Raw genomic sequence first — 23021 nt, forward strand, 5'->3', positions numbered from 1 at the left:
TCCATGGATCTTGTGATGGCCTTCGCCGACGAGGCGCGCTCCCGCCTGGACCGGCTGCTGACCGGCCAGCTGCCCGCCATCCGGCGGTCGGGGGCGCTGATCGCCGAGGCCGTGCGCGCCGGCGGCGTCGTGCACGCGTACGGGACGGGCCACTCGGAGGCGGTGGCGCTGGAGGTGGCGGGCCGGGCGGGCGGTCTCATCCCGACCAACCGGCTCACCCTGCGCGACCCGGTGGTGCTGGGCTCGGCAGACCCCGGCGAGTTCGACCCGCTGGCCGAGCGCGATCCGCGCACCGCGCACCAGGTGCTGGCCCTGCACACGATCGAGAAGTCCGACGTCTTCGTCATCGCCTCGAACTCGGGCGGCAACGGCTCGACCGTGGAGATGGCCCGGCTGGTCAAGGAGCGCGGCCTGCCGCTGATCGCGATCACCTCCCTGGCCCACTCCGGCGCCATCACCTCGCGCCACCCGTCGGGGGAGCGGCTGTTCGAGCTGGCGGACATCGTGATCGACAACCTGGCGCCGTACGGCGACGCCGTCCTGCCGACCGAGCACGGCCCGGTCTGCGGCATCTCCTCGATCACCTCGGCGCTGGTCGTGCAGCTGATGATCGCCGAGGCGATCGGCCTGCTCCAGGCGGATGGAACGGTCCCGCCGGTCTACCTGTCGGCCAACATCCCCGGCGCCGACGCGCACAACGACGCCCTCGTGGCCCGCTACGCCGGGCGGATCAGGACGGGAGCGCTGTGAACCTGACGATCGCCGCCTTCTGGCCGCCGCCGCCCCACGAGACGACGGCCGCCCGCTACCGGGAGATCGCCGACGCCGGCATCGACCTGGTCATCACCGGCAACTACCTCAACGACCGCGTCATCCTGCGGCACGCGCTGGCCTGCGCCGAGGAGGCGGGGCTCGGCGTGCTGGTCGCCTCGGACCCGCGCGTGGACGTGCTCATGCGCGACCTGGACGTGGACCCCGCGCCGCTGATCGGCCGGGTGGTCGAGGACTACCGCCCGTTCCGCTCCTTCCGAGGCGTCAGCCTCATGGACGAGCCGCACGCCGAGCAGTTCGCCAGGGTGGCGGCCGGGGTCGCCGCCGTGCGCGCGGCCGGCGCCTTCGCCTACGCCAACCTCCTCCCGAGCCACGCCACCGGCCCCTACGACGCGTACGTGGGGGAGTTCGCCAGGATCGTCCGCCCCGACGTGCTCTCCTTCGACCGCTACCCGTTCCTGGCCGACGGCTTCGACGAGGGCTACCTCGCTGACCTGGCGACCGTGCGCGAGCACGCGCGCCGGGCAGGGCTGCCCGCCTGGATGTACGTGCAGACGCTGGCCTACGACGGGCACCGCGAGCCGACGGCCGCCGAGCTGGCCTGGCAGGTCAACACCGCGCTCGCCTACGGCTACACCGGCATCCAGTACTTCACCTACTGGACGCCCGACCCGGCGCGCGGCGAGGGCTTCCGGCCGGCGCTCATCGACGGGGACGGCGTGCCGACCGAGCGCTACGGCACGGTGCGCGACCTCAACACCCGCTGGCTGCGCCCGGTGGCGGCGGAGCTGTCCGGCTGGACGTCGGCCGACCACGACCACGACGGCGACGTCCTGGTGGGCCACTACGGCGAGGGCCTGCGGTTCGTCTGCAACGCCCGTCACGACGAGCCGGCCGAGGTCACGCTCGACGGGATCACCGAGGCCTTCGACCCGGCGACCGGCGCCTACGAGGCGTGCGGCACGGCCTTCACCCTCGCGCCCGGCGCGGCGAGACTGGTCCGATGATGGTCTTCGCCGGCGTCGACGCCGGCGGCACCACCACCCGGGCCGCCCTCCACGCGGCGGACGGGACCAGGCTCGGATACGGCACCGCCGGCCCCGGCAACCCGGCCGCGCACGGCGGCCCGGCGGCCGGGGCGGCGATCGAGCAGGCCCTGCGCCGCGCGCTCGACGGCCTGGACCCGTCGCTGGTGGCCGCCTCGGTGGCGGGGGTGGCGGGCGCGGACGACGGCTTCACCGAGGTGCTGCGGCGCGTCTGGACCGCGTGCGGCATCGCCTCCCCGCCCAGACCGGCGAGTGACGTGGACGTCGCCTACGCGGCAGGCACCCCGGCGCCGTCCGGCACGCTGCTGCTGGCCGGGACGGGGGCGGCGGCCGCCCGCTTCTCCGGTCGCGCGGTGGCGGCCGTCGCCGACGGGCTCGGGTGGCTGCTCGGCGACGAGGGCGGAGGCTTCTGGATCGGCCGGGCCGGGGTGCGCGCGGCCGTCCGCGCGCTCGATCGCGGCCTGCCGGGCGGGCCGCTGGTGGAGCTGGTCGGCGCGCACTTCGGCGCGACGGGGGAGCCGCGGCGGCGCGCCGACCGCATCGTGCGGCTGGCGCAGGCCGACCGCATGCTGGTGGGGGCCGCGGCGCCGCTCGTGGCCGAGGCGGCGGCGGCCGGGGACGAGCGCGCGGCGCAGATCGTCGGCGAGGCCGCGCGGCGGCTGGCGGCGACGGCGGGCCGCGTGCACGGGGAGGGTCCGATCGTGCTGGCGGGCGGCGTGCTGGCCGCCGACGGCCCGGTACGCACGGCGGTCATGGCGCTGCTGGCCGGGCGGGAGGTGGTCACCGCGCGGGACGGCGCGGCGGGGGCGAGCTGGCTGGCCGCGCTCGACCGGCTGGGCGACCTCGGCGCGCACGCGCGCTTCACCACTCTCGACCACCCTTGAGTGAACTTGTCATTAATTTAATGACCGATTAGTCTCATCTGGTCAAACAAATGAGGTGAGACGGATGGTCAAGGTAGGGCGGCCACCGCAGGACCCGGCCCGGCAGATGGAGCGGGCCCACCGGATCCTCGACGCCGCCGCCGATCTGGTCCTGCGCTGGGGCTACGGCAAGACCACGATCGACGACGTGGCCAAGCGGGCAGGCGTCGCCAAGGGCACCATTTACCTGCACTGGAAGACGCGCGACGAGCTCTTCGCCGCGTTGCTGCGCCGCGAGCGGGTGCTCATGCTGGCCGAGGTCCGCCAGGGCACGCCGGCCACGCTGGGCGAGCTGTACGGCGGGTACGCCCGCGTGCTGCTGCGCAGGCCGCTGCTCCAGGCGCTCATGCGGGGCGACTCGGACCTGCTGGGCAAGTTCACCCGCCAGAAGCAGCAGGCGGGCCAGTCGCCGACGATGGGCCTGCCCCTGGAGGCGTACGTGGCGGAGCTGGTCAAGCTGGGCGCGGTGCGCGAGGAGCCGGGCGACCACGCCATGGTGGCCAACGCCGTCCTGTACGGGTTCCTGTTCGTGCCGGACGGCCTGCGCATGGAGGCGGAGGAGTCCGCCGACCGGATCGCGTTCCTGGTGGCCGACACCATCGACCGGGCCATGAGCACGGGCCGCACCCTGTCCGGCGACGACGCGGACGCCGTCGCGCGGGCCACCCTCGACTTCCTCGCCGCCGCGCAGGAGATCGCCGAGCAGCGGCTGGCAGCCTCCATGGGCGGGTCGCAAAAGGCGCAAAGGAGCGTGTGACGTGAAGACCGTACTCCCTCTCGACGACGCGGCGGCCGACCTCGCGACCGTCGGCGGCAAAGGCGCGTCGCTGGCCAGGCTGACCAGGGCGGGGCTGCCCGTTCCCGCCGGATTCCACATCACGACCGAGGCCTACCGGGCGTTCGTGTCGGCCTTCCGCGACGAGATCCCGCACGCGGAGGACCCGCGGACGCTGTTCGCCGAGCACGACATGCCCGCCGGGCTTGCCGCGGAGATCCGCCGGGCGTACGAGGCGCTCGGCGACGACGTGCCGGTGGCCGTGCGCTCGTCCGCCACCGCCGAAGACCTGCCGGACATGTCGTTCGCCGGCCAGCAGGACACCTACCTCAACATCAGGGGCGACGCCCTGCTCGACGCTGTCAGGCGCTGCTGGGCCTCGCTGTGGAATCCGCGCGCCGTCGCCTACCGCGACCAGAACGGCGTCCCCCACGACGACGTGGCGCTGGCCGTGGTGGTCCAGGAGCTGGTGGACGCGGACGCGGCCGGCATCATGTTCACCGCGAACCCGGTCAGCGGCGCCCGCGACGAGACCGTCGTCAACGCCTCCTGGGGGCTCGGCGAGGCGGTCGTCGGCGGCCAGGTCACCCCTGACACGGTCGTCGTGTCCGGCGGCGCCGTGACGCAGGAGCAGGTGAGCGACAAGACGGTCATGACCGTCCGCACCCCCGACGGCACCCGCGAGCAGCCCGTCCCGGAGGACCTGCGGCGCGCGGCCGTGCTCGACGCCGCGCAGGCCGTGGAGCTGGCCGCGATCGGCGCGCGCATCCAGAGCCTGTACGGCACGCCGATGGACGTCGAGTGGGCCAGGCGCGACGGGAGGTTCGCCATCGTCCAGGCCCGCCCGATCACCGGCCTCAAGCCGCAGGTCGAGGAGTGGAACGACAGTCTCAAGGGCGAATACCTGTGGACCGGCGGCAACCTGGGCGAGGCCATCCCCGACGTGATGACGCCCATGACGTGGTCGTTCGTGCGGCTGTTCATCCACGAGGCCATGTCGGCCTCGGCCCTGCCGGGCTTCGACATGGTCGGCAACATCGGCGGCCGCTTCTACATGAACCTGAGCGTCGTCCACTCCATCGCCGGAGCCCTGGGCATGCGCGGCAGGCTGAGCACGGTCGACCAGATCTTCGGCAAGCTGCCGCCGGGGCTCGGCGTGCCGATGGTGCCGGTGTCGCGCTGGGAGATCATCAAGCGGGTCCTGCCCATGGCGGTCGGCGTCCGGCGCCGCGTGCGTACCAACCTCAAGGGCATGCGCGCGTTCCTGGACACCTCGCAGCGGCGCTGCGAGGAGCTGCGTGCCACGATCGCCGCCACCGGGTCGGGCCCCGAGCTGGCCGAGCTGTGGGAACGCGAGATCAAGCCTCACATGGTCACCTCCTGCCGCATGCTGGAGGCCGCCGGCCGCCAGGGCGGCGCCACCCTGGTCTGGACCCGCGACCGGCTGCGCAAGATGATGGGCGAGGTCGACGCCGAGGCCATGCTGACCGGCGTCAACACCGATGGCGAGCTGGCCAGCCTGGGGCCGGTGATGGGCCTGTCCAGGCTGGCGCGCGGGGAGATCACCAGGGACGAGTTCGCCCGCGGGTACGGGCATCGCGGCCCCCACGAGTTCGAGGTGTCGATCCCGCGGCCCGGCGAGGACGACGCCTGGATCGACGCCCAGCTCGCGGGCCTGCGCGACCTGCGGGCCGACACCGAGGCGCTGCTCGCGCGGCAGCGGAAGGCCAGGGAGGAGGCGTGGGCGCGCTTCGCCGGGCGCTATCCGCGCCAGGAGGCCAGGATGCGCGCCAGGGTCCAGCGGTGGAACGCCGTCGTGCGGGACCGCGAGTCCGCGCGCTCGGAGAACATGCGGGCGTTCTGGGTGCTGCGGGCCTTCGCCGTACGGGCCGGGGAGCTGTCGGGCCGGGGCGACGACGTGTTCTTCCTCTACCTCGACGAGCTGCTGGCCCTGCTTCGGGGTGACCCGGCCGCGCTGGAGCGGGTGCCGGTGCGGCGGGCCACCTACGAGCGGTACGCGGCCCTGCCGCTCTACCCCGCGCTGATCGTCGGCCACTTCGACCCCGTGCGCTGGGCCGCCGACCCCGCCCGGCGGGTCGACGTCTACGACGCGCGCGGCACGGTCGTGCCGGTGAGCGACACCGTGCAGGGCTTCCCCGGCGCTCCCGGCATCGTCGAGGGCGTCGCCCGGGTGATCTCGGGGCCCGAGGAGGGCGACCGGCTCAAGCCGGGCGAGATCCTCGTCACGACGCTCACGAACGTGGGCTGGACCCCGATGTTCCCCCGCGCGGCGGCCGTGGTGACCGACATGGGCGCGCCGCTGTCGCACGCCTCGATCGTGGCGCGCGAGCTGGGCATCCCCGCCGTGGTCGGCACCGGCAACGCCACCATGCGGGTGCGCGACGGCGACCGGATCAGGGTGGACGGCGAGCGGGGCACGGTCGAGTTGCTGGCGTGAAAAGTCTCCGCCAAGTCGATCGCTTCAACGGGTGGCATGGGATGACCTTGGTGCCCATGATCGAATGGTGGACTCCGCAGGACGTGTACGAGCTCGAGGCGCGCTGCGCCCGATTCCGCATTGCCAAGCTGGCGCTCGATCGGGGCCCCATGGAAGTGGGCAGGGCGGAAATGGACAGGGAGGATGAGGCCGATCCGGCGGCGTGACTTCGCCGAGCTGCCCCCGTCGCTCGTGGCCGAGGTGGAGCGCAGGCTGGGCGCCGTGCGCGGCTTCGAGGAGCGGCGGGGCGGCTTCTCGGACGGCGTGCTCGGCGTGGCCGCGCTCGCCGGCGGGGAACGCGTGTTCGTCAAGGCCGTCCCGGCGGACGGCGGGGACGCGGCCGGCTACCGGGAGGAGGCCGCCGTCAGCGCGGCGCTGCCTCCCGGGGTGCCCGCGCCGCGCCTGCTGTTCGCGGACGAAAGGGACGGCTGGCTGCTGATCTGCTCCGAACTGGCGCCCGGGCGGGTGCCGCACGAGCCGTGGCGCCCCGAGGAGCTGGCGGCGGCGCTGGACCTGCTCACGGTCTGCGCCAGGGAGCTGACCCCGGCGCCGGTGGACGGCCTCCCGACCGTCGCCGCGCGCATGAAGGGCCGCTGCGAGCTGTGGCAGGACCCGGGCACCGCCCGGCTCGGCGCGTGGGAACGCGGCCACCTGGTCAGGCTGGCGGAGGTCGAGCGGGAATGGGAGTCGCTGGTCACCGGCGACACGATGCTCCACTTCGATCCGCGGTTCGACAACATCCTCATCGACGAGCGCGGCACGGCCCGGCTCGTGGACTGGGGGCGGGCGTGCGTGGGCCCGGACTGGGTGGACCTCGTCTGCCTGCTGCTGGAGTCCGAGCTCGGGGATCCCGACCCGGAGGAGGTCTTCGCCGGGCACCCGCTCGGGCGGCGGGCGGCACCAGAGGGCGTGGACGCCCTGCTGGTGACGCTCCTGGGCTACTGGACGCGTACCGCGGTGCTTCCCGGACCGGCGCACGCGCCGCACCTGCGGGAGCGGCGCGAGCACTCCCGCCGCGCCACCCTCGCCTGGCTCGGCGCCCGCTGGGCGTGAAGGGGCCCGCTGCGCGTGAAGGGGCCCGCTGCGCGTGAAGGGGCCCGCTAGCCGCCGACGTGGATGCCGGGCCGGTTGGCGGGCTCGGGCTCGCTCTTGCGCAGGATCTCGCGTACGACCGGCGCCGTGTCGCCGCGGCCGAGGATGAGATAGCGGAACAGGTGCACCAGCGGCGAGCCCTCCGCCCACGCGAAGTAGCAGTGCGGCCGCACGCCCCCGGCGTCGCGGAGCGCGAGCAGGACGGCGGCGATGGCGTTGGGCGCGGCCGGGCTCTCCGCGCGCAGGATGCGGTACTTGTCCACCTCCACGCCGCGCACGTGGAGCACGTCGCTGAAGCCGGACGGGTCGATGACGTCGATCTCCAGGAACATGATGTCCGCCCGGCCCGGGACCGGGTTGACCCCGCGCTGCTCGGCCTCCTTCTCGGCGTACTCGGCCGCGTCACCCGCCTGGCGGCGGTTGGCGATGATGTTGAGCGCGCCGTCGTAGTCGAGCGAGTCGGCGATGAACCGCCGCGCCGCCTCGTCGAACTCGATCCGGTCGGCCCGCAGCTCGGTCGTCCGCGAGACGCGCGAGACCAGCGAGATGGCGATGATGCCCAGGATGAACAGCGCGGAGATGGCGATGCCGTCGGGCTTCTCCCGGATGTTCTCCACCAGCGCGTACACCAGCACCAGGGTGAGCACCGAGAAGCCGGCCGTGGCGGCCCGCTGGCGGCGGCGGATGGCCGAGATCGTCACGGCGACCGCGCCGGAGACCATCATGGCCAGGATGCCCGTGGCGTACGCGCCGGCCTGGGCGTCCACGTCGGCGTCGAAGGCGATGGTGAGCACCACGCAGATGCCCGTGTAGACCAGCACCACGGGCCGCACGGCGCGGCCCCAGTCCGGCGCCATGCCGTACGAGGGCAGGTAGCGCGGCACGATGTTGATCAGGCCGGCCATCGCGGAGGCGCCGGCGAACCACAGGATGAGGATCGTGCTGATGTCGTAGACCGTGCCGAACATCTCGCCGAGCCGCTCGTGCGCCAGGTACGCCAGCGCCCTGCCGTTGGCCTCGCCGCCGGGCCGGAACTTCTCGGCCGGGATGAGCACCGTCGTCACGAAGCTGGTCGCGATCAGGTAGACGCTCATGATGAGCGCGGCGCAGGTGAGCAGCTTGCGCGTGTTGGCGACGCGGGACTCCAGCTGCTCCTCGGCGGTCTTGCCGGCGGCGGCCACCAGCGGCATCATGCTGACGCCCGTCTCGAACCCCGAAAGGCCCAGCACGAGCAGCGGGAAGGCCAGGACGGCCGGTCCGATGAGGCCGCCGAAGCCGCCCGTGCCGCTGGTCAGCGCGTCGGTCCAGCGGGAGAGCGCGTCCGGCGAGGTGAAGACGTCGCCCAGGCCGACGGCGACGACGACCGCGTTCAGCACCAGGAAGATCGCGACCAGCGGGATGGCCACGCCGACCGCCTCGCTGAACCCGAGCAGGAACACCCCGCCCAGCACCAGCAGCAGCACCGAGGTCAGCAGGACCTCGTGGCCGTGCAGGAAGCTCGGGAAGAACGGGTTCTCCACGACGTGCACGGACGCGTCGGCCGCGGACAGCGTGATCGTGATGATCCACGACGTGGCCACGAACCCCAGCAGCACCAGCACGAACAGCTTGCCCCGCCAGAACGGCAGCAGCCGCTCCAGCATCGCCACCGAGCCCTGCCCGTGCGGGCTCTCCCGGGCCACCCGCCGGTACATCGGCAGCATGCCGAGCAGCGTCAGCGCCACGATGAGCAGCGTGGCCAGCGGCGATAAGGCGCCGGCCGCCAGCGCGGCGATGGCGGGCAGGTAGGCCAGCGTGGAGAAGTAGTCGACGCCGGTCAGGCACATGACCTTCCACCAGGCCTGCGGCTCGGCGTGCGCCTCGGTCGTCTCCGGGCCGGTCGGCTGCACGCGAAGCTGCAGCACCCAGCGCGCCAGACCGTTGGACGGGGGCGCTGGAGGGGTCGGGCTGTCGACGACCGCGGGGATCGTACGCCCACCGGTACCGCTCACCGGATCTTCCTCTCATCGAGAACGGAAACCACCCTAGGGGGTCCGGCACGCTACCACGCGGCTGGTCCGGCGAATCTCCCCGCACCCTCCCGATCGCCACCTACCCGGACAACCGGCCCGGCGGGTCTAGGCGCCGTCCTTGTCGGAGTCGGCGGAGAAGACGATGGCCCCGAGGTAGCCGTCGTCCTCCTGAGTGATCTTCATGAGCATGCTGTCGTCGTAGATGTTGTCGTTGCCGTTGAACGTGTCGCGCCCCGTGTGCTCCGAGTACGGCGACTTCGCCATGACCGCGCTGTTGAGCTTCTCGTCGAACATCATCTGCGTGGTCAGCACGCGCTGGTTGCTGAAGTGGACCATGGCGTGGATGTGGATCGTGCGTCCCCGGTACCAGCCCGGCCAGATCGTGGTGAACTCCACGATGCCGTCGGCGTTGGTGACCTGCGCGCCGCGGAGGTAGCGCTTGTCGTCGGTGGGCGTCAGATCCGCCATGTCGCCCCCACCGTTACCGGACCCGCCACCGGGACCGCCACTGGGACCGCCACTCGGCGGGGCGCCGGTGGGCGCGCCGCTCGGGGGATTGCCTCCGCCGGGCGGGTTGCCGCCGCCCCCGCCGGTCGAGGCCGCCTCGGCCCCCGAGTAGAGCCCGGCCGCGTCGCAGTGCCAGATCTCCACGACCGCGTTGCCCAGCGGCTTGCACGTCTCGCTGTCCTGCACCTTGACGGCCACCCGCAGCCGCACGCCCTGCTTGTCCTCGCGGATGTCGCTGCGGATCTTGTCGGCGTCGAAGTAGTAGGGGCCCTGCGTCGTCGTGCTGGTCAGCTTGCAGGTGCCGGCCCCGTCGAACAGCGAGGTGAGGTCCTTGGCCGTGGTGGCGGCCGGCGTCACGCTCGCGCCCGTGGACGTCGTGACGGTCGCCGTGCCCTCGGCGCTCGAACAGGCCGCCAGCAGGCTGCCGAGCCCGAGCGAGCTGATGCCGGCGAACAGCCGCCTCCGGCTGACGCGCTGACCTTCGTGATCGTGTCCCACTATGGTGTCCTTGTCCGGGATGCTGTGGTGTTCCGGACCTCACCGTAGGACGGGACCTCTTGGGACCTCCTTTACCGCGGATGAAGTTCTCATGAGTCGGGAACGGGGTCAGCCGCCGTCCGTATCGGAGTCGGCGGACAGGATGATCGTGCCCAGGTAGCCGTCGCCGTCCTCGATGACCTGCAGCATCATGCCGTCCCGGAAGATGTTGTCGGCGCTGTTGAAGGTGTCGCGCCCGGTGTGCGCCGCGTAGGGCGGCATCGCCAGCACCTTGGCGTTGAGCGCGTCGTCGAACATGATCTGCGTGTTCAGCACGCGCCGGTCGCTGAAGTGGACCATGGTGTGGATGTGGACCGTCCGGCCCGGGTACCAGCCCGGCCAGATGGTCGTGAACTCCACGATGCCGTCGGCGTTGGTGACCTGCGCGCCCCGCAGGTAGCGGTAGTCGTCCGAGGGCTTCATGTCGCTCATGAAGGCCACGTCGGTGAAGCCGCCCGGGGGAGGGCCGCTGGCGGCGTCGTCCTTCGACTCCTTCTCCGCCCCCGAGTAGACCCCCGCGGCGTCGCAGTGCCAGATCTCCACGACGGCGTTGCCCATGGCCGAGCACGTCTCGCTGTCCTGCACCCTGATGCCCATCCGCAGCCGCACGCCCGGCTTGTTCTCCCGGATGTCGCTGCGGATCTTGTCGGCGTCGAAGTAGTAGGGGCCCTGCGTCGCCGTCGGGGTCAGCTTGCACACCCGCGAGCCGGCGAGCAGCGAGGCGAGATCCCCGGTCGCCGTCCTCGACGCCGCCCCGGCCCGGGCGCCGGGCGCCGACAGTACGGCGCCGAGCCCGAGCGAGCTGATGCCGGTGATCAGCCGCCGCCGGCTGACCCGCTGACCTTCGTGATCGTGTCCCACTGGAGTTCCTTCTGGCGTTCCTGCACTCAGACGAACTTCTCACGGGAGGGCGGTCTTTCAGCGGAGGCGCGTCCTGCGCTCGATGACAGTCGAGTCGAAAACCTTTTCTGTGTTATGAAACTGTAACCAGGCGGCTCGCGAGCTGATCAGCGACCGTCGGGCCAGATAGGACCAGTTGGAAGGCCATGCACACAGTTGCAGTGGCCGATTGACAGCCCCCGTCGGGTCGTTCTACTTTCCCGAAAACCTTTTAGGTTCACCGCTTCGATCCCTGTCCGTGATGTTAGCGCTAACAAAAGCAATCGCTAGATTGTAAGGGGCGAACACATGAGACGACGCTGGGCAGCGGCCCTCACCGCGGCACTCGTGCTCATCCTCGGCAACGCGACGCCCGCGTACGCGGGCGCGCCGATCACCACCTCGATCTACACGGCCGACCCGGCCGCGCTGGTCGTGGGCGACACCCTGTACCTCTACACCGGCCACGACGAGGCCCCCGCGGGCGGCACGAACTTCGTCATGCGCGACTGGCACGTCTTCACCTCGACCGACGCCGCCAACTTCACCGACCAGGGCGCCAAGCTCTCGATCTCGAACTTCTCCTGGGCGGGCGCCGACGCCTGGGCGGGCGAGGTCGAGCGCGGCGCCGACGGCAAGTACTACTGGTACGTCCCCGTCAACGGCAACGGCGCCGGCTGGATGGACATCGGTGTGGCCGTCGGCGACAGCCCGCTCGGCCCGTTCCGCGACGCCAAGGGCGGCCCGCTGATCAGCGACAGCACCCCCAACTCCTCGCCGCTCAACATCGACCCCACCGTCTTCACCGACGACGACGGCCAGGTCTACATGTACTGGGGCTCCTACTACGGCCTGCGCGCCGCCAAGCTCAACGCCAACATGACCTCGCTCAACGGCTCGGTCGTCACCCCGAGCGGCGTGTCGAACTTCTGGGAGGCCCCCTGGATGTTCAAGCGCAACGGCGTCTACTACCTCGCCTACGCGGCCAACGACTCGGCCTGCTCCGCGCCGGGTTACGCCTGCATCAGGTACGCCACCGCCGGCAACCCGCTCGGCCCCTGGACGCACCGCGGCGTCGTGCTCGACCAGGTCAGCTCGACCACCAACCACCCGGCGATCATCGAGTACAAGGGCCAGTGGTACATGGTCTACCACAACGCCGCCGCCCCGGGCGGAGGCAACTTCCGCCGCTCGGTGACCATCGACAAGCTCTACTTCAACGCCGACGGCACCATGCAGAAGGTCGTCCAGACCAGCGGCGGCCCCACCACCCCGGGCAACCTGGCGACCAGCGCCACCCCGTACACCTCGTACGTCTCGTCCTGGGAGACGCTCGGGGCGATCAATGACGGCTACACCCCGGCGAACTCGGCCGACCACAGCCACGGCGCCTACGGCAACTGGGACCACCAGGGCACCGAGTGGATCGAGTACCGCTGGCCCAGCGCCCAGAACATCTCCAAGATCCAGACCTACTGGTTCGACGACGACCTGGGCATCGACCTGCCGGCCTCCTGCCAGGTGCAGTACTGGAACGGCAGCGCCTACGTCAACGTGCCCGGCCAGTCGTCCTGCGGCGTGGCGGGCAACACCTTCAACACCACGACGTTCACCTCGGTCAACACAACCCGGTTGCGGCTGAACATCACCTCCAAGTCCGGCTTCTCGACCGGTGTGCTCGAATGGAGGGCCTTCTCATGAGGCGCGCCCTATTAGCCCTGCTGCTGGTGGCGGGATTGGTCGTCGCCGGTGCGCCGGCGCACGCGGACCAGACCATCGGCTATCCGACCTTCAGCGGCCCGGCCGTCCCCGCTCCGCCGGGGTCGTACACGACCGGCAACACGATGCAGGCCATCTACGACGCCGAGAGCTCCGGCACCGACTTCTGGATGGACCGGCTGCTGGCACGCTCGGGCAACGACCCGGCCGGCACGTGGCTCATGACGCGCGGCCGGGCGCTGTTCATGAAGACCCACACGCCCGGCACGCTCGGCTTCGCCGGGCAGGTGGCGTACTGGGAGAGCATCAACAACAACAACGCCTTCACCGTCGCCGTCACCCCCGGCACGTTCACCGAGCAGGTGAACTCGCGCTGGCAGGCGCCCAGCTACTGGAAGAGCCGGCACACCAGCGGCTCGATCACGATCGACCAGACGAAGTTCATCACCGACAACAACGTGGCGGTGGCCAACCTGGCCATCACCAACGGCGGCTCCGCCTCGACGACGCTGCAGCTGCGGGCCACCTCGCCGTATGCCACCTCCGGCAGCGGCAGCGAGCTGACCGGCCAGGTGAACGCCTACAACAACCTCACCACCCTCTATCCGAGGCTGACCGGTGACGGGTTCACCGTCTCCAGCGGCGGGCTGAACAGGTCCGTCACGATCGCCGCCGGGGCGACGACGACCGTCAAGGTCGTCATGGGCTTCGTCACCAACGAGATCCCGGCCTCGCGCACCGACTACGACGCCTACGCCGGCTACACGCCCGCCACCGCGTTCGCCACGCACGTGCGCGCCTACAACAAGTGGTGGGCCGACAACATCCCCTACATCGACGTCCCCGAGCCCGGCATCAAGAAGAACATCTACTACCGCTGGTGGCTGATGCGCTTCAACAACCTGGACGCGGACATCCCCGGACAGACCTTCCAGTTCCCCACCTCCGTCGAGGGCGCGCTGGGCTACAACAACGCGATCGCGCTGACCCAGCCCATGCACATCGACGACCTCAAGTACCTGCGTAACCCGATCTACTCGTACGGCGACTGGCTGAGCGTCGGGCAGATCTCCAAGAACGGCCGCTTCCTGGACAACCCCGGCGACCCGGAGAACTGGTCGAACAGCTACACGCAGTACATCGGCGAGGCGGCCTGGAAGAGCTACCAGATCCACGGCGGCCAGCCCGCCATCGCCGCGAACCTGGCCCGCTACGCCGAGCAGGACGTCAAGGGCCAGCTCTCCTACTACGACCACGACAACAACAAGCTCATCGAGTACGACTGGGGCGCCCTGACCGGCAACGACGCCGACGCCGTGTCCTTCCACTGGAAGCCGGGCAACATGGACCGCGCCGAGTCCGCCTACCAGTACAGCGGGGCGCTGGCCGCCGCGCAGGCGTACGACGCGATCGGCAACACGGCCAAGGCCAACGAGATGCGCACGCTGGCCACGCAGATCCAGAACGCCATCGTCAACGTGCTGTGGAACCCGAGCAGGCAGCTCTTCGAGCACCGGCTGAAGTCCACCAACGAATGGGTGCCGTGGAAGGAGATCAACAACTACTACCCGTTCGCCGTCGGCGCGATCCCCAACACCTCCACCTACAAGCAGGCCCTGCGCCTGTTCGACGACCCGGCGCAGTACCCGATCTTCCCCTTCTACACCGCCAACCAGGCTGACAAGGCGGCCTCGGGCACCGGCAGCAACAACTTCTCCACGATCAACTCCACGGTGCAGTTCCGCCTGCTCTCCTCGGTGCTGCGGAACTACCCCAACGAGTGGATCGACCCGACCTGGTACAAGAAGCTGCTCTACTGGAACGCCTGGGCGCAGTACATCAACGGCAACACCCAGTGGCCGGACGCCAACGAGTTCTGGGCCGACTGGAACGGCTCGTCCATCACCTACCGCTCGTGGATCCACCACAACATCCTGGGCAGCAGCAACTGGACCGTGGTCGAGGACGTCGCCGGCCTGCGGCCGCGCAACGACGCCAAGGTGGAGCTCTCGCCGATCAACATCGGCTGGACCCACTTCACCGTCAACAACCTGCGCTACCGCAACGCCGACCTGACCATCGTCTGGGACGACCCGTCCGACGGCGTCGTGCGCTACCCCGGCGTGCCCGAGGGCTACTCGATCTACATCAACGGCAACCGGGCGGCCACGGTGTCGTCGCTGGTGCCGTTCACGTGGGACCCGGCCACCGGTGACGTCACCACCAGCGGGTCCGTCACCTACCACGTGGCGGTGCCCGGGCTGCAGGCGCCCGCGCAGGTCACCCAGAACAGCGCCCGCATGGTCGACATGCTGGCCAAGGCCGGCGTCGACCTGACCGCCAACCTCACCAACCTCGCCGCCGGCGCCACCGCCACGGCCTCCACCACGGCCTCGGGCAGCACCACCGCGGGCGCGGTGGACGGCTTCCCGATCAACGAGCCGTTCTGGGGCGGCACGACCGCCGGGCAGGACTGGTACGAGCTGAACTTCGGCTCCGCCAAGACGGTCAACGAGGTGCGGCTCTACTTCAAGGACAGCCGCCCGGCCAGCGCCACCTACCGGGCGCCGGCGTCGTACGACATCCAGTATTACAACGGCAGCGCCTGGGTGAGCGTGCCCGGCCAGGCCAAGACACCGTCCGCGCCGCGGGCCAACTACAACGTGGTGCAGTTCTCCGCGGTCAGCACGCAGCGCCTGCGGGTGCTGGCCACGGCCGCCTCCGGGGCCAGGACGGGGCTCACCGAGATCAAGGTGTTCAACCGGGGCGGGACGCAGCAGCCGAATCCCACCAACCTGGCGTCGTCGGCCACGCCGTCGGCGTCGAACACCTCGTCGTGGGAGAGCGTGGCCGCGATCAACGACGGGATCGACCCGCCGTCGTCCAACGACACCGTCAACCCGCGCTGGGGCTGCTGGCCGGAGACCGGCCAGCAGTGGGTGGACCTGACCTGGGGCTCGGCCCAGAACCTGAACCGGGCCGAGGTGTACTTCTTCGACGACGACGAGGGGATCGACATGCCCGCGTCGTGGAAGCTGCAGTACTGGAACGGCAGCGCGTACGTGGACGTGCCGGGCGCCTCGGCGTACACGCTGACCAAGAACGCCTACAACAGCGTCACCTTCAACGCCACGAGCACGACCCGCCTGCGGGTCCTGCTCACCGGTAACGGCAGTAACTCCGTGGGCCTCCTGGAGGTCAAGGCCTACGGTCCGTGACGTCGCGGTGGGGGCGCGCCTCCGCGCGCCCCCACCTGGTCAGCGCTGCCTGGCCGGGCGGATGATCATCTCGTTCACGTCCACCTCCGCAGGCTGGCCGATCGCGTACGCGATGGCGTCGGCGATGGCCTCCGGCGGGATCGAAGCCGCCCTGTATGCGCGCATCGCCTCTTGCGCGCCCGGCTCGGTGATCGTGTCGGCCAGCTCCGACTCCACGACGCCCGGGGAGACCGTGGTGACCCGGATGCTCGGGTCCAGCTCCTGGCGCAGCCCCTCGGTGATCGCCCAGGCGGCGTACTTGGTGGCGCAGTAGACCGCGGCCGTCGGCACCACCCCGTGCGCGCCGATCGAGGCGACGGTGACGAAGTGACCGCCGCCCTGCCGCTGGAAGTGGGGCAGCGCCGCGGCGATGCCGTGCAGCAGGCCGCGCACGTTCACGTCGATCATGCGCTCCCACTCGTCCACCAGGAGCGAGTCCAGCCGGGACAGCGGCATTACCCCCGCGTTGTTGACGATCACGTCCACCCGGCCGTGCTGCTTCGCGGCCGTGTCGACGAACCTCGTGACGTCCGCGCGGTCCGTCACGTCGAGACGGCGCACCTCCACGCTGCCGCCCTCGTTCCTGATGCTCTCGGCGACGGCGGCCAGCCGGTCCTCGCGGCGGGCGCCGATGACCAGGTGGTGGCCCTCGCGGGCGAGGCGCATCGCGGTGGCCTGGCCGATGCCGCTGCTGGCGCCGGTGACCAGGACGATCTTCGTCATATCAGTCAGTTCCCTTGGTAGTCGGTGCTGAGCGTGACGTGACGCCACGCCTCGAATCCGGTCCTGAGCGTGTCGAGCCGCGCGGAGGCGATCTCGTACGCGGCCCGGCCGAGCAGCAGGCGCAGCGGCGGCTCGGCCGCCCCGACCGCGGTGATGATCGCCTCGGCCGCGCGCACCGGATCGCCGGGCTGGTGGCCGTAGGTGGCCAGGGTGGAGGCGCGGCGCGTGCCCGCGGTCTCCGCGTAGTCGTCGATGCGGACGGGAGACTGCCGCATGGAGGGGCCGGACCAGTTCGTACGGAACGCCGCGGGCTCGACGATCGTGACCTTGATGCCCAGCGGCGCGACCTCCGCCGCCAGCGACTCCGACAGGCCTTCCACGGCGAACTTCGTCGCGTGGTAGTAACCGGTCGCCCCGAACGCGGCCAGCCCGCCGAGCGAGGAGACGTTGACGACGTGGCCGCTCCCGCGGGCGCGCATGCCCGGCAGGACGGCCTTGGTGACGTCGACCAGCCCGAACACGTTCGCGTCGAACAGCGCCCGGACCTCGTCGTCCCGGCCCTCCTCGACGGCGGCCAGGTAACCGTACCCGGCGTTGTTGACCAGGACGTCGATGCGGCCGAAGGCGGACTCCGCCCGCTCGACCGCCGCCGCGATCTGGGCCTTGTCGGTGACGTCGAGCGGCAGGGCCACGGCCCGGTCGCCGTGCTCGGCGACGAGGTCGGCCACCTGCCGGGGGTCGCGGGCGGTGACGGCCGCGCGGCCGCCGCTTTCCAATACGGCGGTGGCCAGCGCGCGGCCCAGGCCGGTGGAACAGCCGGTGATGAACCAGACGGACATGGTGGTATATCTCCAGGTAAATAGGCATGGCGAAATAGCGCCCCGGCCGGGGCGCGGTCGGTGAAGGGTTGTTCAGCCGGCGGTCAGGGAGCCCAGCAGGGACAGCGACTCTTCCGACGGGCTGCCCGGGTCGGCCTGATAGACGACGAGCTGCTGCCCGGGAGCGCTGTTCACGGTCAGCGACTCGTAGTGCAGGGTCAGTTCGCCCACCAAGGGGTGGCGGAAGCGCTTGGTTTCGTGGGTCTTCTGGCGGATGTCGTGGCGGGCCCACAGCCTGCGGAAGGCCTCGCTCTTGACCGACAGCTCGCCGACCACCTCGATCAGCAGCGGGTCGTCCTGGTCGGCGCCCGCGCCGGCGCGGAGCCCGGCGACCGTGTTGACCGCCACCCGGTCCCAGCCGGGATAGAACTCCCGCGCGTCCGGGTCGAGGAACACCAGCCGGACCAGGTCCCCGCTGTAGGCGTGGCCGTCGAACAAGGCTCTGCCGAGCGCGTTGGCGGCCAGCACGTTCAGGCAGCGGCCCAGGACCACCGCGGGGGTGTGCGGCCAGCCCTCCATCATGCGCAGCAGGTTCGGGCTGACCCGCTCCCGCCTGGCCGACGCCCGCCTGCGCCGGACCGGTTGGGCCAGCCGGTGCAGGTGCGCGACGGCGTCCTCCTCCAGGGCCAGCGCGTGGGCGAGCGCGTCGACCACCTGGGCGGAGGGGTGGCGCTCGCGGCCCTGCTCCAGCCGTACGTAGTAGTCGGTGCTCACGCCCGCGAGCCGGGCGACCTCCTCGCGGCGCAGCCCCGCCACGCGGCGCCGGGTCGTGACCGGCACGCCGGCCTCCTCCGGGTGGAGCAGCTCGCGGCGGGCCCGCAGGAACTGGCCGAGTGGGTTCTCCCTGTCCATGTCTTCGAGGCTAGGCGAGGCCCGGGGGTGCCAGGGGGGCTGAAGGTGGCCGCGCCACTCCCACCTTCGGCCCCGTCACCTGATCGGGCTCGGGCCGCCTCAGCGCAGGCGGCCCGCTCCGGCCCTGGCCGGGACGAGGGCGCGCAGCGCCTGCGGCGGGTGGACGCGGGTGAACAGCGCCGGGGTCCAGCCGGCGTCCGAGCCGATGGCCGTGCCGTGCGCGGCGTTGAACGCGGCCACCACGTCGGCCGGTGCGCCGTCCACCAGGCTGCCCTTCGCGGTGATCGCGGTGCCGTTGACCACCGACAGGGAGCCGCCGGTGGTGCCGGTGGTGGCCGCCCAGCCGTCGTCGCGGGGGAGCACTTCGCGGCCGGGCTCGCGCGGGACGGGGCGGTGGCGGCGGACCGGGTTCCAGCCGTCGGCGCCCGCCAGGTACCGCTCCGGGGTGAAGGCGGCGGCCTGGTCGGACGTGAGCTGCGGCCGGTCGTCGTTGACGGTGGCGCCGGGCCCGTGGTTGCGGTACTCGGACAGGCGGGCGTCCCGCCAGCTCAAGCCGGACATGTCGGTCCAGGGGGCGTCCTTGATCCGCTGGCCCAGCCACGACTCGCGCACCAGCACCTGGCCCCGGGCCGTGGTGGAGCCGCCGGCCGGCCACGGGCGGCCCAGATGGAAGGTGCGGGCGGGCGCGTCGCTGGTGAGGTGGCTGCGGTAGATCAGGAAGCCGTACGGGTTGCTCAGCTCGGTGCTGGCGGCGGTGACGTAGCCGTTGTTGTCCGCGCTGCCGCGCGTCCTGCCCTTGATCAGGCAGCGGTCGAAGACGGCGGTGGCGCGGCCGAAGACGAAGTCGACGTCGCCCTCGACGCTGCCGGTAGGTGCCCTTGCGGACCAGGATGGTGACCGGACGGGTGTTGCCGGCGGGGACGGCGTCGACCGCGGCCTGCACGGTCCTGTGGTCGCCCGAGCCGTCCGCCGCGACCACGATGGCGGCGGGCGCCGGGGCCGCTGTCACAGGAGGCAGGGCGAGCAGGGGGAGAAGTAACAGGAAGCGCATGAGGCGACCTCGCCGATAGGGCGCGGCAAGCGGTTGCATGAAACGCTGACCCAGCCGCCTCACTCCGTCAATGCCCTGCAGTGAAACTGCACCACGCTGCAACAAGCGATTGCAAGATTATGGGTGATCTTGACCATGGGAGCGCGCCGATCTACAGTCCGCCTGATATTTATCGGCGCTTCGCTGAAACTTTCATCGGGAGCATCGTGCGCACCCTTCGAGCCCTGGTGGCCGCCGCCCTGTTATGCCTCGTTCCCGCGCTCTCCGCGCACGCGGCGGCGGACCTCGCCTACGACTTCGAGAACGGCACCACCCAGGGATGGGGGCCACGGGGCGATGGCGTCTCCGTCACGGTGACGCCGGACGCCGCCCACGGGGGCACGAGCAGCCTCCTGACCGCCGGCCGGATCGCCACGTGGCACGGCGCGTCCATCGCCGCGCCGTTCGTCCGGGGTGTCGGCTACACCGTGACCGCGTACGCGCGGCAGGTGAGCGGCCGGCCCGCCGCCACGATCGCGCTGACCGTCCAGCGCACCCCGACCGGGGGCAGCACCACGTACGAGCGGGTCGCGGCGGCCACCGTGACCGACGGCGGGTGGACGCGGCTGTCGGGCAACTACCTGTTCACCGCCGAGTCCGCCGACGTGCAGCTCTACGCCGAGAGCTCCGACGCCACCGGCGAGTTCTACCTGGACGACATCGTCGTCACCCCGCTGGGCGACCCCACGCGCGAGCCCGTCAGCAGCGACTTCGAGGACGGCACCGCGCAGGACTGGGCGCCCAGGGCCGCCGCCACCCTCCTGCCGAGCGCGGAGGCCGCCCACGCGGGCAGCCGCTCGCTGGCCGTGAGCGGCCGCTCTGCCTCCTGGGACGGTCCCGCCCTCAACGTGTTCGGCCGGATGGCCAAGGGCGACAAATACGCCCTGTCGGTGTGGGTGCGGCTCGGACCGGAGGCCACGGCGGGCCGGCTCGGCCTGTCGATCGAGCGCAGGACCGGCGGCACCCCCAGCTACGAGCGCGTCGTCTCGCCGAAGGACGTGCCGGCGGGGGAGTGGGTGCAGCTGTCCGGCACGTACACGCTCGCGTACGACGTCGACTTCCTCAGCGTCTATGTCGAGTCCGACACCGGCACGTTCCCCTTCTACCTGGACGACTTCTCCATGAAGTACATCCAGCCCAAGCCGATCCAGACCGACATCCCCGCGCTCAAGGACAAGGTGCCGTTCGTCATGGGCTCGGCGCTCACCAGGCCCGACGCGCTCGGCGTACACGGCGAGCTGCTGTCCAGGCACTTCAGCGGCGTCACCCCCGGCAACGAGCTCAAATGGGACGCCACCGAGCCCCGTGAGGGTGAGTTCACCTTCGCCGACGGCGACTTCCTGGTGGACTTCGCCACCCGGCACGGCATGACGATCCGCGGCCACACGCTCGCCTGGCACAGCCAGACCCCCGACTGGGTCTTCCAGAACGCCGACAAGGAGCTGCTGCTCAAGCGCCTGGAGACGCACGTGCGCACGCTCGTGACCAGGTACAAGGGCAAGATCGCGGCCTGGGACGTGGTCAACGAGGTCGTGGACGAGAACCAGCCCGACGGCCTGCGCCGCTCCAAGTGGTACGAGATCGCCGGCCTCGACTTCATCCGCACCGCCTTCCGCATCGCCCACGAGGCCGACCCGGACGCCAAGCTCTTCATCAACGACTACAACACCGAGTTCCCGCGCAAACGCGAGGCCCTGTACGCGCTGGTCAAGCGGCTCAAGGCGGAAGGGGTGCCGATCGACGGCGTCGGCCACCAGCTCCACCTGAACATCGAGCACCCGCCCGCCTCCTCCGTCGAGGCCACGATCGAGCGCTTCGCCACGCTGGGGGTGGACCAGCAGATCACCGAGCTGGACGTCAGCGTCTACACGGACTTCGTGTCGTCGTACGACACGATCCCGCCCGAGCTGCTCGTCCAGCAGGGCCACCGCTACAAGGAGCTGTTCGACGTCTTCCGGCGGCAGGCCGCCAAGCTCAGCTCCGTGACCGTCTGGGGCGAGTCCGACGACGTGAGCTGGCTGCGGTCGTGGCCGATCCCGCGGCTGAACGCGCCGCTGCTGTTCGACGACGACCTGCAGGCCAAGCCCGCCTACTGGGGCGTCGTGGACCCGTCGCGGCTGGCCCCGCCGGTGCGCCGGCTGGAGGCGCCCGCCGGGACGCCCAAGGTGGACGGCAGGCGGGACCTCGAGTGGGACCTGCTGCCGGACTCGCCGATCGCGCGGGTGGGCGACGTGTCGGCCGGGTTCCAGGCGCGCTCGTCGGGCAAGGGGCTGTACGTGCTCGCCGAGGTCACGGATCCGACGGCGGGCAAGGACGATCGGGTGACGTTCACGGTCGACGGCACCTCGTACGTCGTCAAACGAACCGGGGGCTCGTACGTCGCGAAGGGGACCGGCACCCCGCACGTCGTCCAGGGGACCGACACCCCGCACGCCGTCGAGCGGACCGGCACCTCGTACGCCGTCGGATGGACCGGCGGCCCCGAGGCGGCGGTGCGGCCGACCCCGACCGGCTACCGCGTCGAGGCCCTGATCGCGACCGGCACCAACACGGACGTGACCGTGAGCGACTCCGCCGGCGCGAGCACCTCCTGGACGGGGAAGGTGACCGCCGCACCTGCGGTCAAGCTCACCTCCGCCGCCCACCGCACGCCCGTGCTCGACGGCGCCGTGGACCGGGCCTGGTCGGCCGCGCCGGAGATCCGCACCGCGACCTGGATCCAGGGCACGTCCGGCGCGACCGCCAAGGTGCGCTCGCTGTGGAGCGGATCCACGCTGTACGTGCTCGCCCAGGTCGCCGATCCGACACTGAGCGAAGAGTCCCCGAACTCGTGGGAGCAGGACTCCGTCGAGATCTTCGTGGACCCGGGCAACGGCAAGACCAAGGGCTACGAGGACGACGACGGCCAGTACCGGATCAGCTTCTCGGGCCGGATCACGGTCGGCGGGACGTTCGACGCGGGCGGGGTGAAGGACCACGTGAAGGCGGTGACCAGGACGGTGCCCGGCGGGTACGTCGTCGAGGCGGCCATCGAGCTGCCCACGATCACACTCGCACCGGGGACGCTGCTGGGCTTCGACGCCCAGGTCAACGACGCCACGGGCACCGCCCGTACCAGCGCCGTGACCTGGAACGACAACACCGGCCGAAGCTACCTGGACACCAGCCACTGGGGCGTCCTCCGGCTCACCCAGGGGTAGGTGGCGCCACCCTCCCGTCGCCTGGTTACCGGGGTGGGCCTGCCGATGCCCACCCCGGACTGTGAAATAACCCCAGAGTTGACCGTTGCGTAGTCGAGAGGGGCCATATTCGTCTGGCGCAGATGGCGAAAACGAGCAGGCCGGAGCCGGCGCCAATGGTGGCGCGGAATCTTCGCGTGGCGCGGGCCCCGGGTCAGAAGCCAGGCTTTCTCCGGACGGAATGCTTTCCGCCCGGAGAACAGCGCACGCTACGCCTAAGGAAT

Annotated in this window: 17 protein-coding genes and 1 pseudogene; 10 read left to right on the forward strand and 8 right to left on the reverse strand. The window is 71.2% G+C overall.

Annotation, left to right across the window (positions count from 1 at the left end; all coding sequences use genetic code 11):
- Positions 1 to 3: 3 nt before the first annotated feature.
- The 7 genes from ACWEPL_RS31800 to ACWEPL_RS31830 all read left to right on the forward strand — a co-directional run bounded on the left by ACWEPL_RS31800 (position 4) and on the right by ACWEPL_RS31830 (position 7065).
- A complete protein-coding gene (locus ACWEPL_RS31800; protein ID WP_350725226.1) occupies positions 4 to 750 on the forward strand; it encodes an SIS domain-containing protein in 747 nt (248 codons plus the stop codon).
- Positions 747 to 1778, forward strand: a complete 1032-nt coding sequence (locus ACWEPL_RS31805) for a hypothetical protein (protein ID WP_452438358.1) — start codon at positions 747 to 749, stop codon at positions 1776 to 1778. Before ACWEPL_RS31800 ends, ACWEPL_RS31805 begins: the two co-directional genes overlap by 4 nt.
- On the forward strand, positions 1775 to 2701 hold the full coding sequence (locus ACWEPL_RS31810) for a BadF/BadG/BcrA/BcrD ATPase family protein (RefSeq protein ID WP_452438359.1): 927 nt from the start codon (positions 1775 to 1777) through the stop codon (positions 2699 to 2701). The genes ACWEPL_RS31805 and ACWEPL_RS31810 overlap by 4 nt, the downstream gene beginning before the upstream one ends.
- Before the next feature lie 64 nt (positions 2702 to 2765).
- Entirely contained in the window at positions 2766 to 3497 is a 732-nt protein-coding gene (locus ACWEPL_RS31815) for a TetR/AcrR family transcriptional regulator (RefSeq protein ID WP_363967220.1), read from the forward strand.
- Between the two features lies 1 nt (position 3498).
- Positions 3499 to 5973 carry a PEP/pyruvate-binding domain-containing protein gene (locus ACWEPL_RS31820; RefSeq protein ID WP_452438360.1) on the forward strand — a complete coding sequence of 825 codons (2475 nt, stop codon included), beginning with the start codon at positions 3499 to 3501 and terminating at the stop codon, positions 5971 to 5973.
- A 56-nt stretch (positions 5974 to 6029) separates the two neighbouring features.
- A complete protein-coding gene (locus tag ACWEPL_RS31825; RefSeq protein WP_355207907.1) occupies positions 6030 to 6179 on the forward strand; it encodes a hypothetical protein in 150 nt (49 codons plus the stop codon).
- A complete protein-coding gene (locus ACWEPL_RS31830; protein WP_452438361.1) occupies positions 6157 to 7065 on the forward strand; it encodes a phosphotransferase in 909 nt (302 codons plus the stop codon). Before ACWEPL_RS31825 ends, ACWEPL_RS31830 begins: the two co-directional genes overlap by 23 nt.
- A 47-nt stretch (positions 7066 to 7112) precedes the next feature.
- Here ACWEPL_RS31830 and ACWEPL_RS31835 read toward each other — a convergent pair whose 3' ends face one another.
- From ACWEPL_RS31835 to ACWEPL_RS31845, 3 genes are all read right to left on the reverse strand, one after another.
- The gene (locus ACWEPL_RS31835) at positions 7113 to 9095 is read right to left on the reverse strand and encodes an amino acid transporter (protein ID WP_452438362.1); all 1983 of its coding nucleotides are present in this window, start codon (positions 9093 to 9095) and stop codon (positions 7113 to 7115) included.
- Between the two features lie 126 nt (positions 9096 to 9221).
- Positions 9222 to 10121: an intradiol ring-cleavage dioxygenase gene (locus ACWEPL_RS31840; protein ID WP_452438363.1), complete on the reverse strand. Its 900-nt coding sequence runs from the start codon at positions 10119 to 10121 to the stop codon at positions 9222 to 9224.
- A gap of 108 nt (positions 10122 to 10229) precedes the next feature.
- Positions 10230 to 11021 carry an intradiol ring-cleavage dioxygenase gene (locus ACWEPL_RS31845; RefSeq protein WP_452438364.1) on the reverse strand — a complete coding sequence of 264 codons (792 nt, stop codon included), beginning with the start codon at positions 11019 to 11021 and terminating at the stop codon, positions 10230 to 10232.
- Between the two features lie 327 nt (positions 11022 to 11348).
- Here ACWEPL_RS31845 and ACWEPL_RS31850 point away from each other — a divergent pair, with 327 nt between their 5' ends.
- Complete coding sequence (locus tag ACWEPL_RS31850) at positions 11349 to 12740, forward strand: glycoside hydrolase family 43 protein (protein ID WP_363967208.1); 1392 nt, start codon at positions 11349 to 11351, stop codon at positions 12738 to 12740.
- Entirely contained in the window at positions 12737 to 15976 is a 3240-nt protein-coding gene (locus ACWEPL_RS31855) for a galactose-binding domain-containing protein (RefSeq protein WP_452438365.1), read from the forward strand. Before ACWEPL_RS31850 ends, ACWEPL_RS31855 begins: the two co-directional genes overlap by 4 nt.
- Before the next feature lie 39 nt (positions 15977 to 16015).
- Here the strand turns inward: ACWEPL_RS31855 and ACWEPL_RS31860 are convergent, their stop codons facing one another.
- The 5 genes and pseudogenes from ACWEPL_RS31860 to ACWEPL_RS31880 all read right to left on the reverse strand — a co-directional run.
- The gene (locus ACWEPL_RS31860) at positions 16016 to 16738 is read right to left on the reverse strand and encodes an SDR family oxidoreductase (protein WP_452438366.1); all 723 of its coding nucleotides are present in this window, start codon (positions 16736 to 16738) and stop codon (positions 16016 to 16018) included.
- A 5-nt stretch (positions 16739 to 16743) separates the two neighbouring features.
- Positions 16744 to 17577 carry an oxidoreductase gene (locus ACWEPL_RS31865; RefSeq protein ID WP_363967202.1) on the reverse strand — a complete coding sequence of 278 codons (834 nt, stop codon included), beginning with the start codon at positions 17575 to 17577 and terminating at the stop codon, positions 16744 to 16746.
- 72 nt (positions 17578 to 17649) lie between these two features.
- Complete coding sequence (locus ACWEPL_RS31870; protein ID WP_452438367.1) at positions 17650 to 18468, reverse strand: helix-turn-helix transcriptional regulator; 819 nt, start codon at positions 18466 to 18468, stop codon at positions 17650 to 17652.
- 99 nt (positions 18469 to 18567) lie between these two features.
- Positions 18568 to 19272 carry a hypothetical protein gene (locus tag ACWEPL_RS31875; protein ID WP_452438398.1) on the reverse strand — a complete coding sequence of 235 codons (705 nt, stop codon included), beginning with the start codon at positions 19270 to 19272 and terminating at the stop codon, positions 18568 to 18570.
- Positions 19273 to 19342: 70 nt separating this feature from the next.
- A pseudogene (locus ACWEPL_RS31880) lies at positions 19343 to 19558 on the reverse strand (hypothetical protein); the annotation flags it as partial.
- 167 nt (positions 19559 to 19725) lie between these two features.
- On the opposite strand from ACWEPL_RS31880, the gene ACWEPL_RS31885 reads away from it, so the two are divergent.
- Positions 19726 to 22758 carry an endo-1,4-beta-xylanase gene (locus ACWEPL_RS31885; protein ID WP_452438368.1) on the forward strand — a complete coding sequence of 1011 codons (3033 nt, stop codon included), beginning with the start codon at positions 19726 to 19728 and terminating at the stop codon, positions 22756 to 22758.
- Positions 22759 to 23021 lie beyond the last annotated feature (263 nt).

It is taken from the genome of Nonomuraea sp. NPDC004186 (assembly GCF_053603495.1).

Bases quoted from the DNA above. Each gene is read 5' to 3' on its own strand.
- ACWEPL_RS31855 (WP_452438365.1), top strand. From the start codon at position 12,737: ATGAGGCGCGCCCTATTAGCCCTGCTGCTGGTGGCGGGATTGGTCGTC.
- ACWEPL_RS31830 (WP_452438361.1), top strand. From the start codon at position 6,157: ATGAGGCCGATCCGGCGGCGTGACTTCGCCGAGCTGCCCCCGTCGCTC.
- ACWEPL_RS31850 (WP_363967208.1), top strand. From the start codon at position 11,349: ATGAGACGACGCTGGGCAGCGGCCCTCACCGCGGCACTCGTGCTCATC.
- ACWEPL_RS31860 (WP_452438366.1), bottom strand. From the start codon at position 16,738: ATGACGAAGATCGTCCTGGTCACCGGCGCCAGCAGCGGCATCGGCCAG.
- ACWEPL_RS31815 (WP_363967220.1), top strand. From the start codon at position 2,766: ATGGTCAAGGTAGGGCGGCCACCGCAGGACCCGGCCCGGCAGATGGAG.
- ACWEPL_RS31810 (WP_452438359.1), top strand. From the start codon at position 1,775: ATGATGGTCTTCGCCGGCGTCGACGCCGGCGGCACCACCACCCGGGCC.
- ACWEPL_RS31825 (WP_355207907.1), top strand. From the start codon at position 6,030: ATGATCGAATGGTGGACTCCGCAGGACGTGTACGAGCTCGAGGCGCGC.
- ACWEPL_RS31800 (WP_350725226.1), top strand. From the start codon at position 4: ATGGATCTTGTGATGGCCTTCGCCGACGAGGCGCGCTCCCGCCTGGAC.
- ACWEPL_RS31865 (WP_363967202.1), bottom strand. From the start codon at position 17,577: ATGTCCGTCTGGTTCATCACCGGCTGTTCCACCGGCCTGGGCCGCGCG.
- ACWEPL_RS31870 (WP_452438367.1), bottom strand. From the start codon at position 18,468: ATGGACAGGGAGAACCCACTCGGCCAGTTCCTGCGGGCCCGCCGCGAG.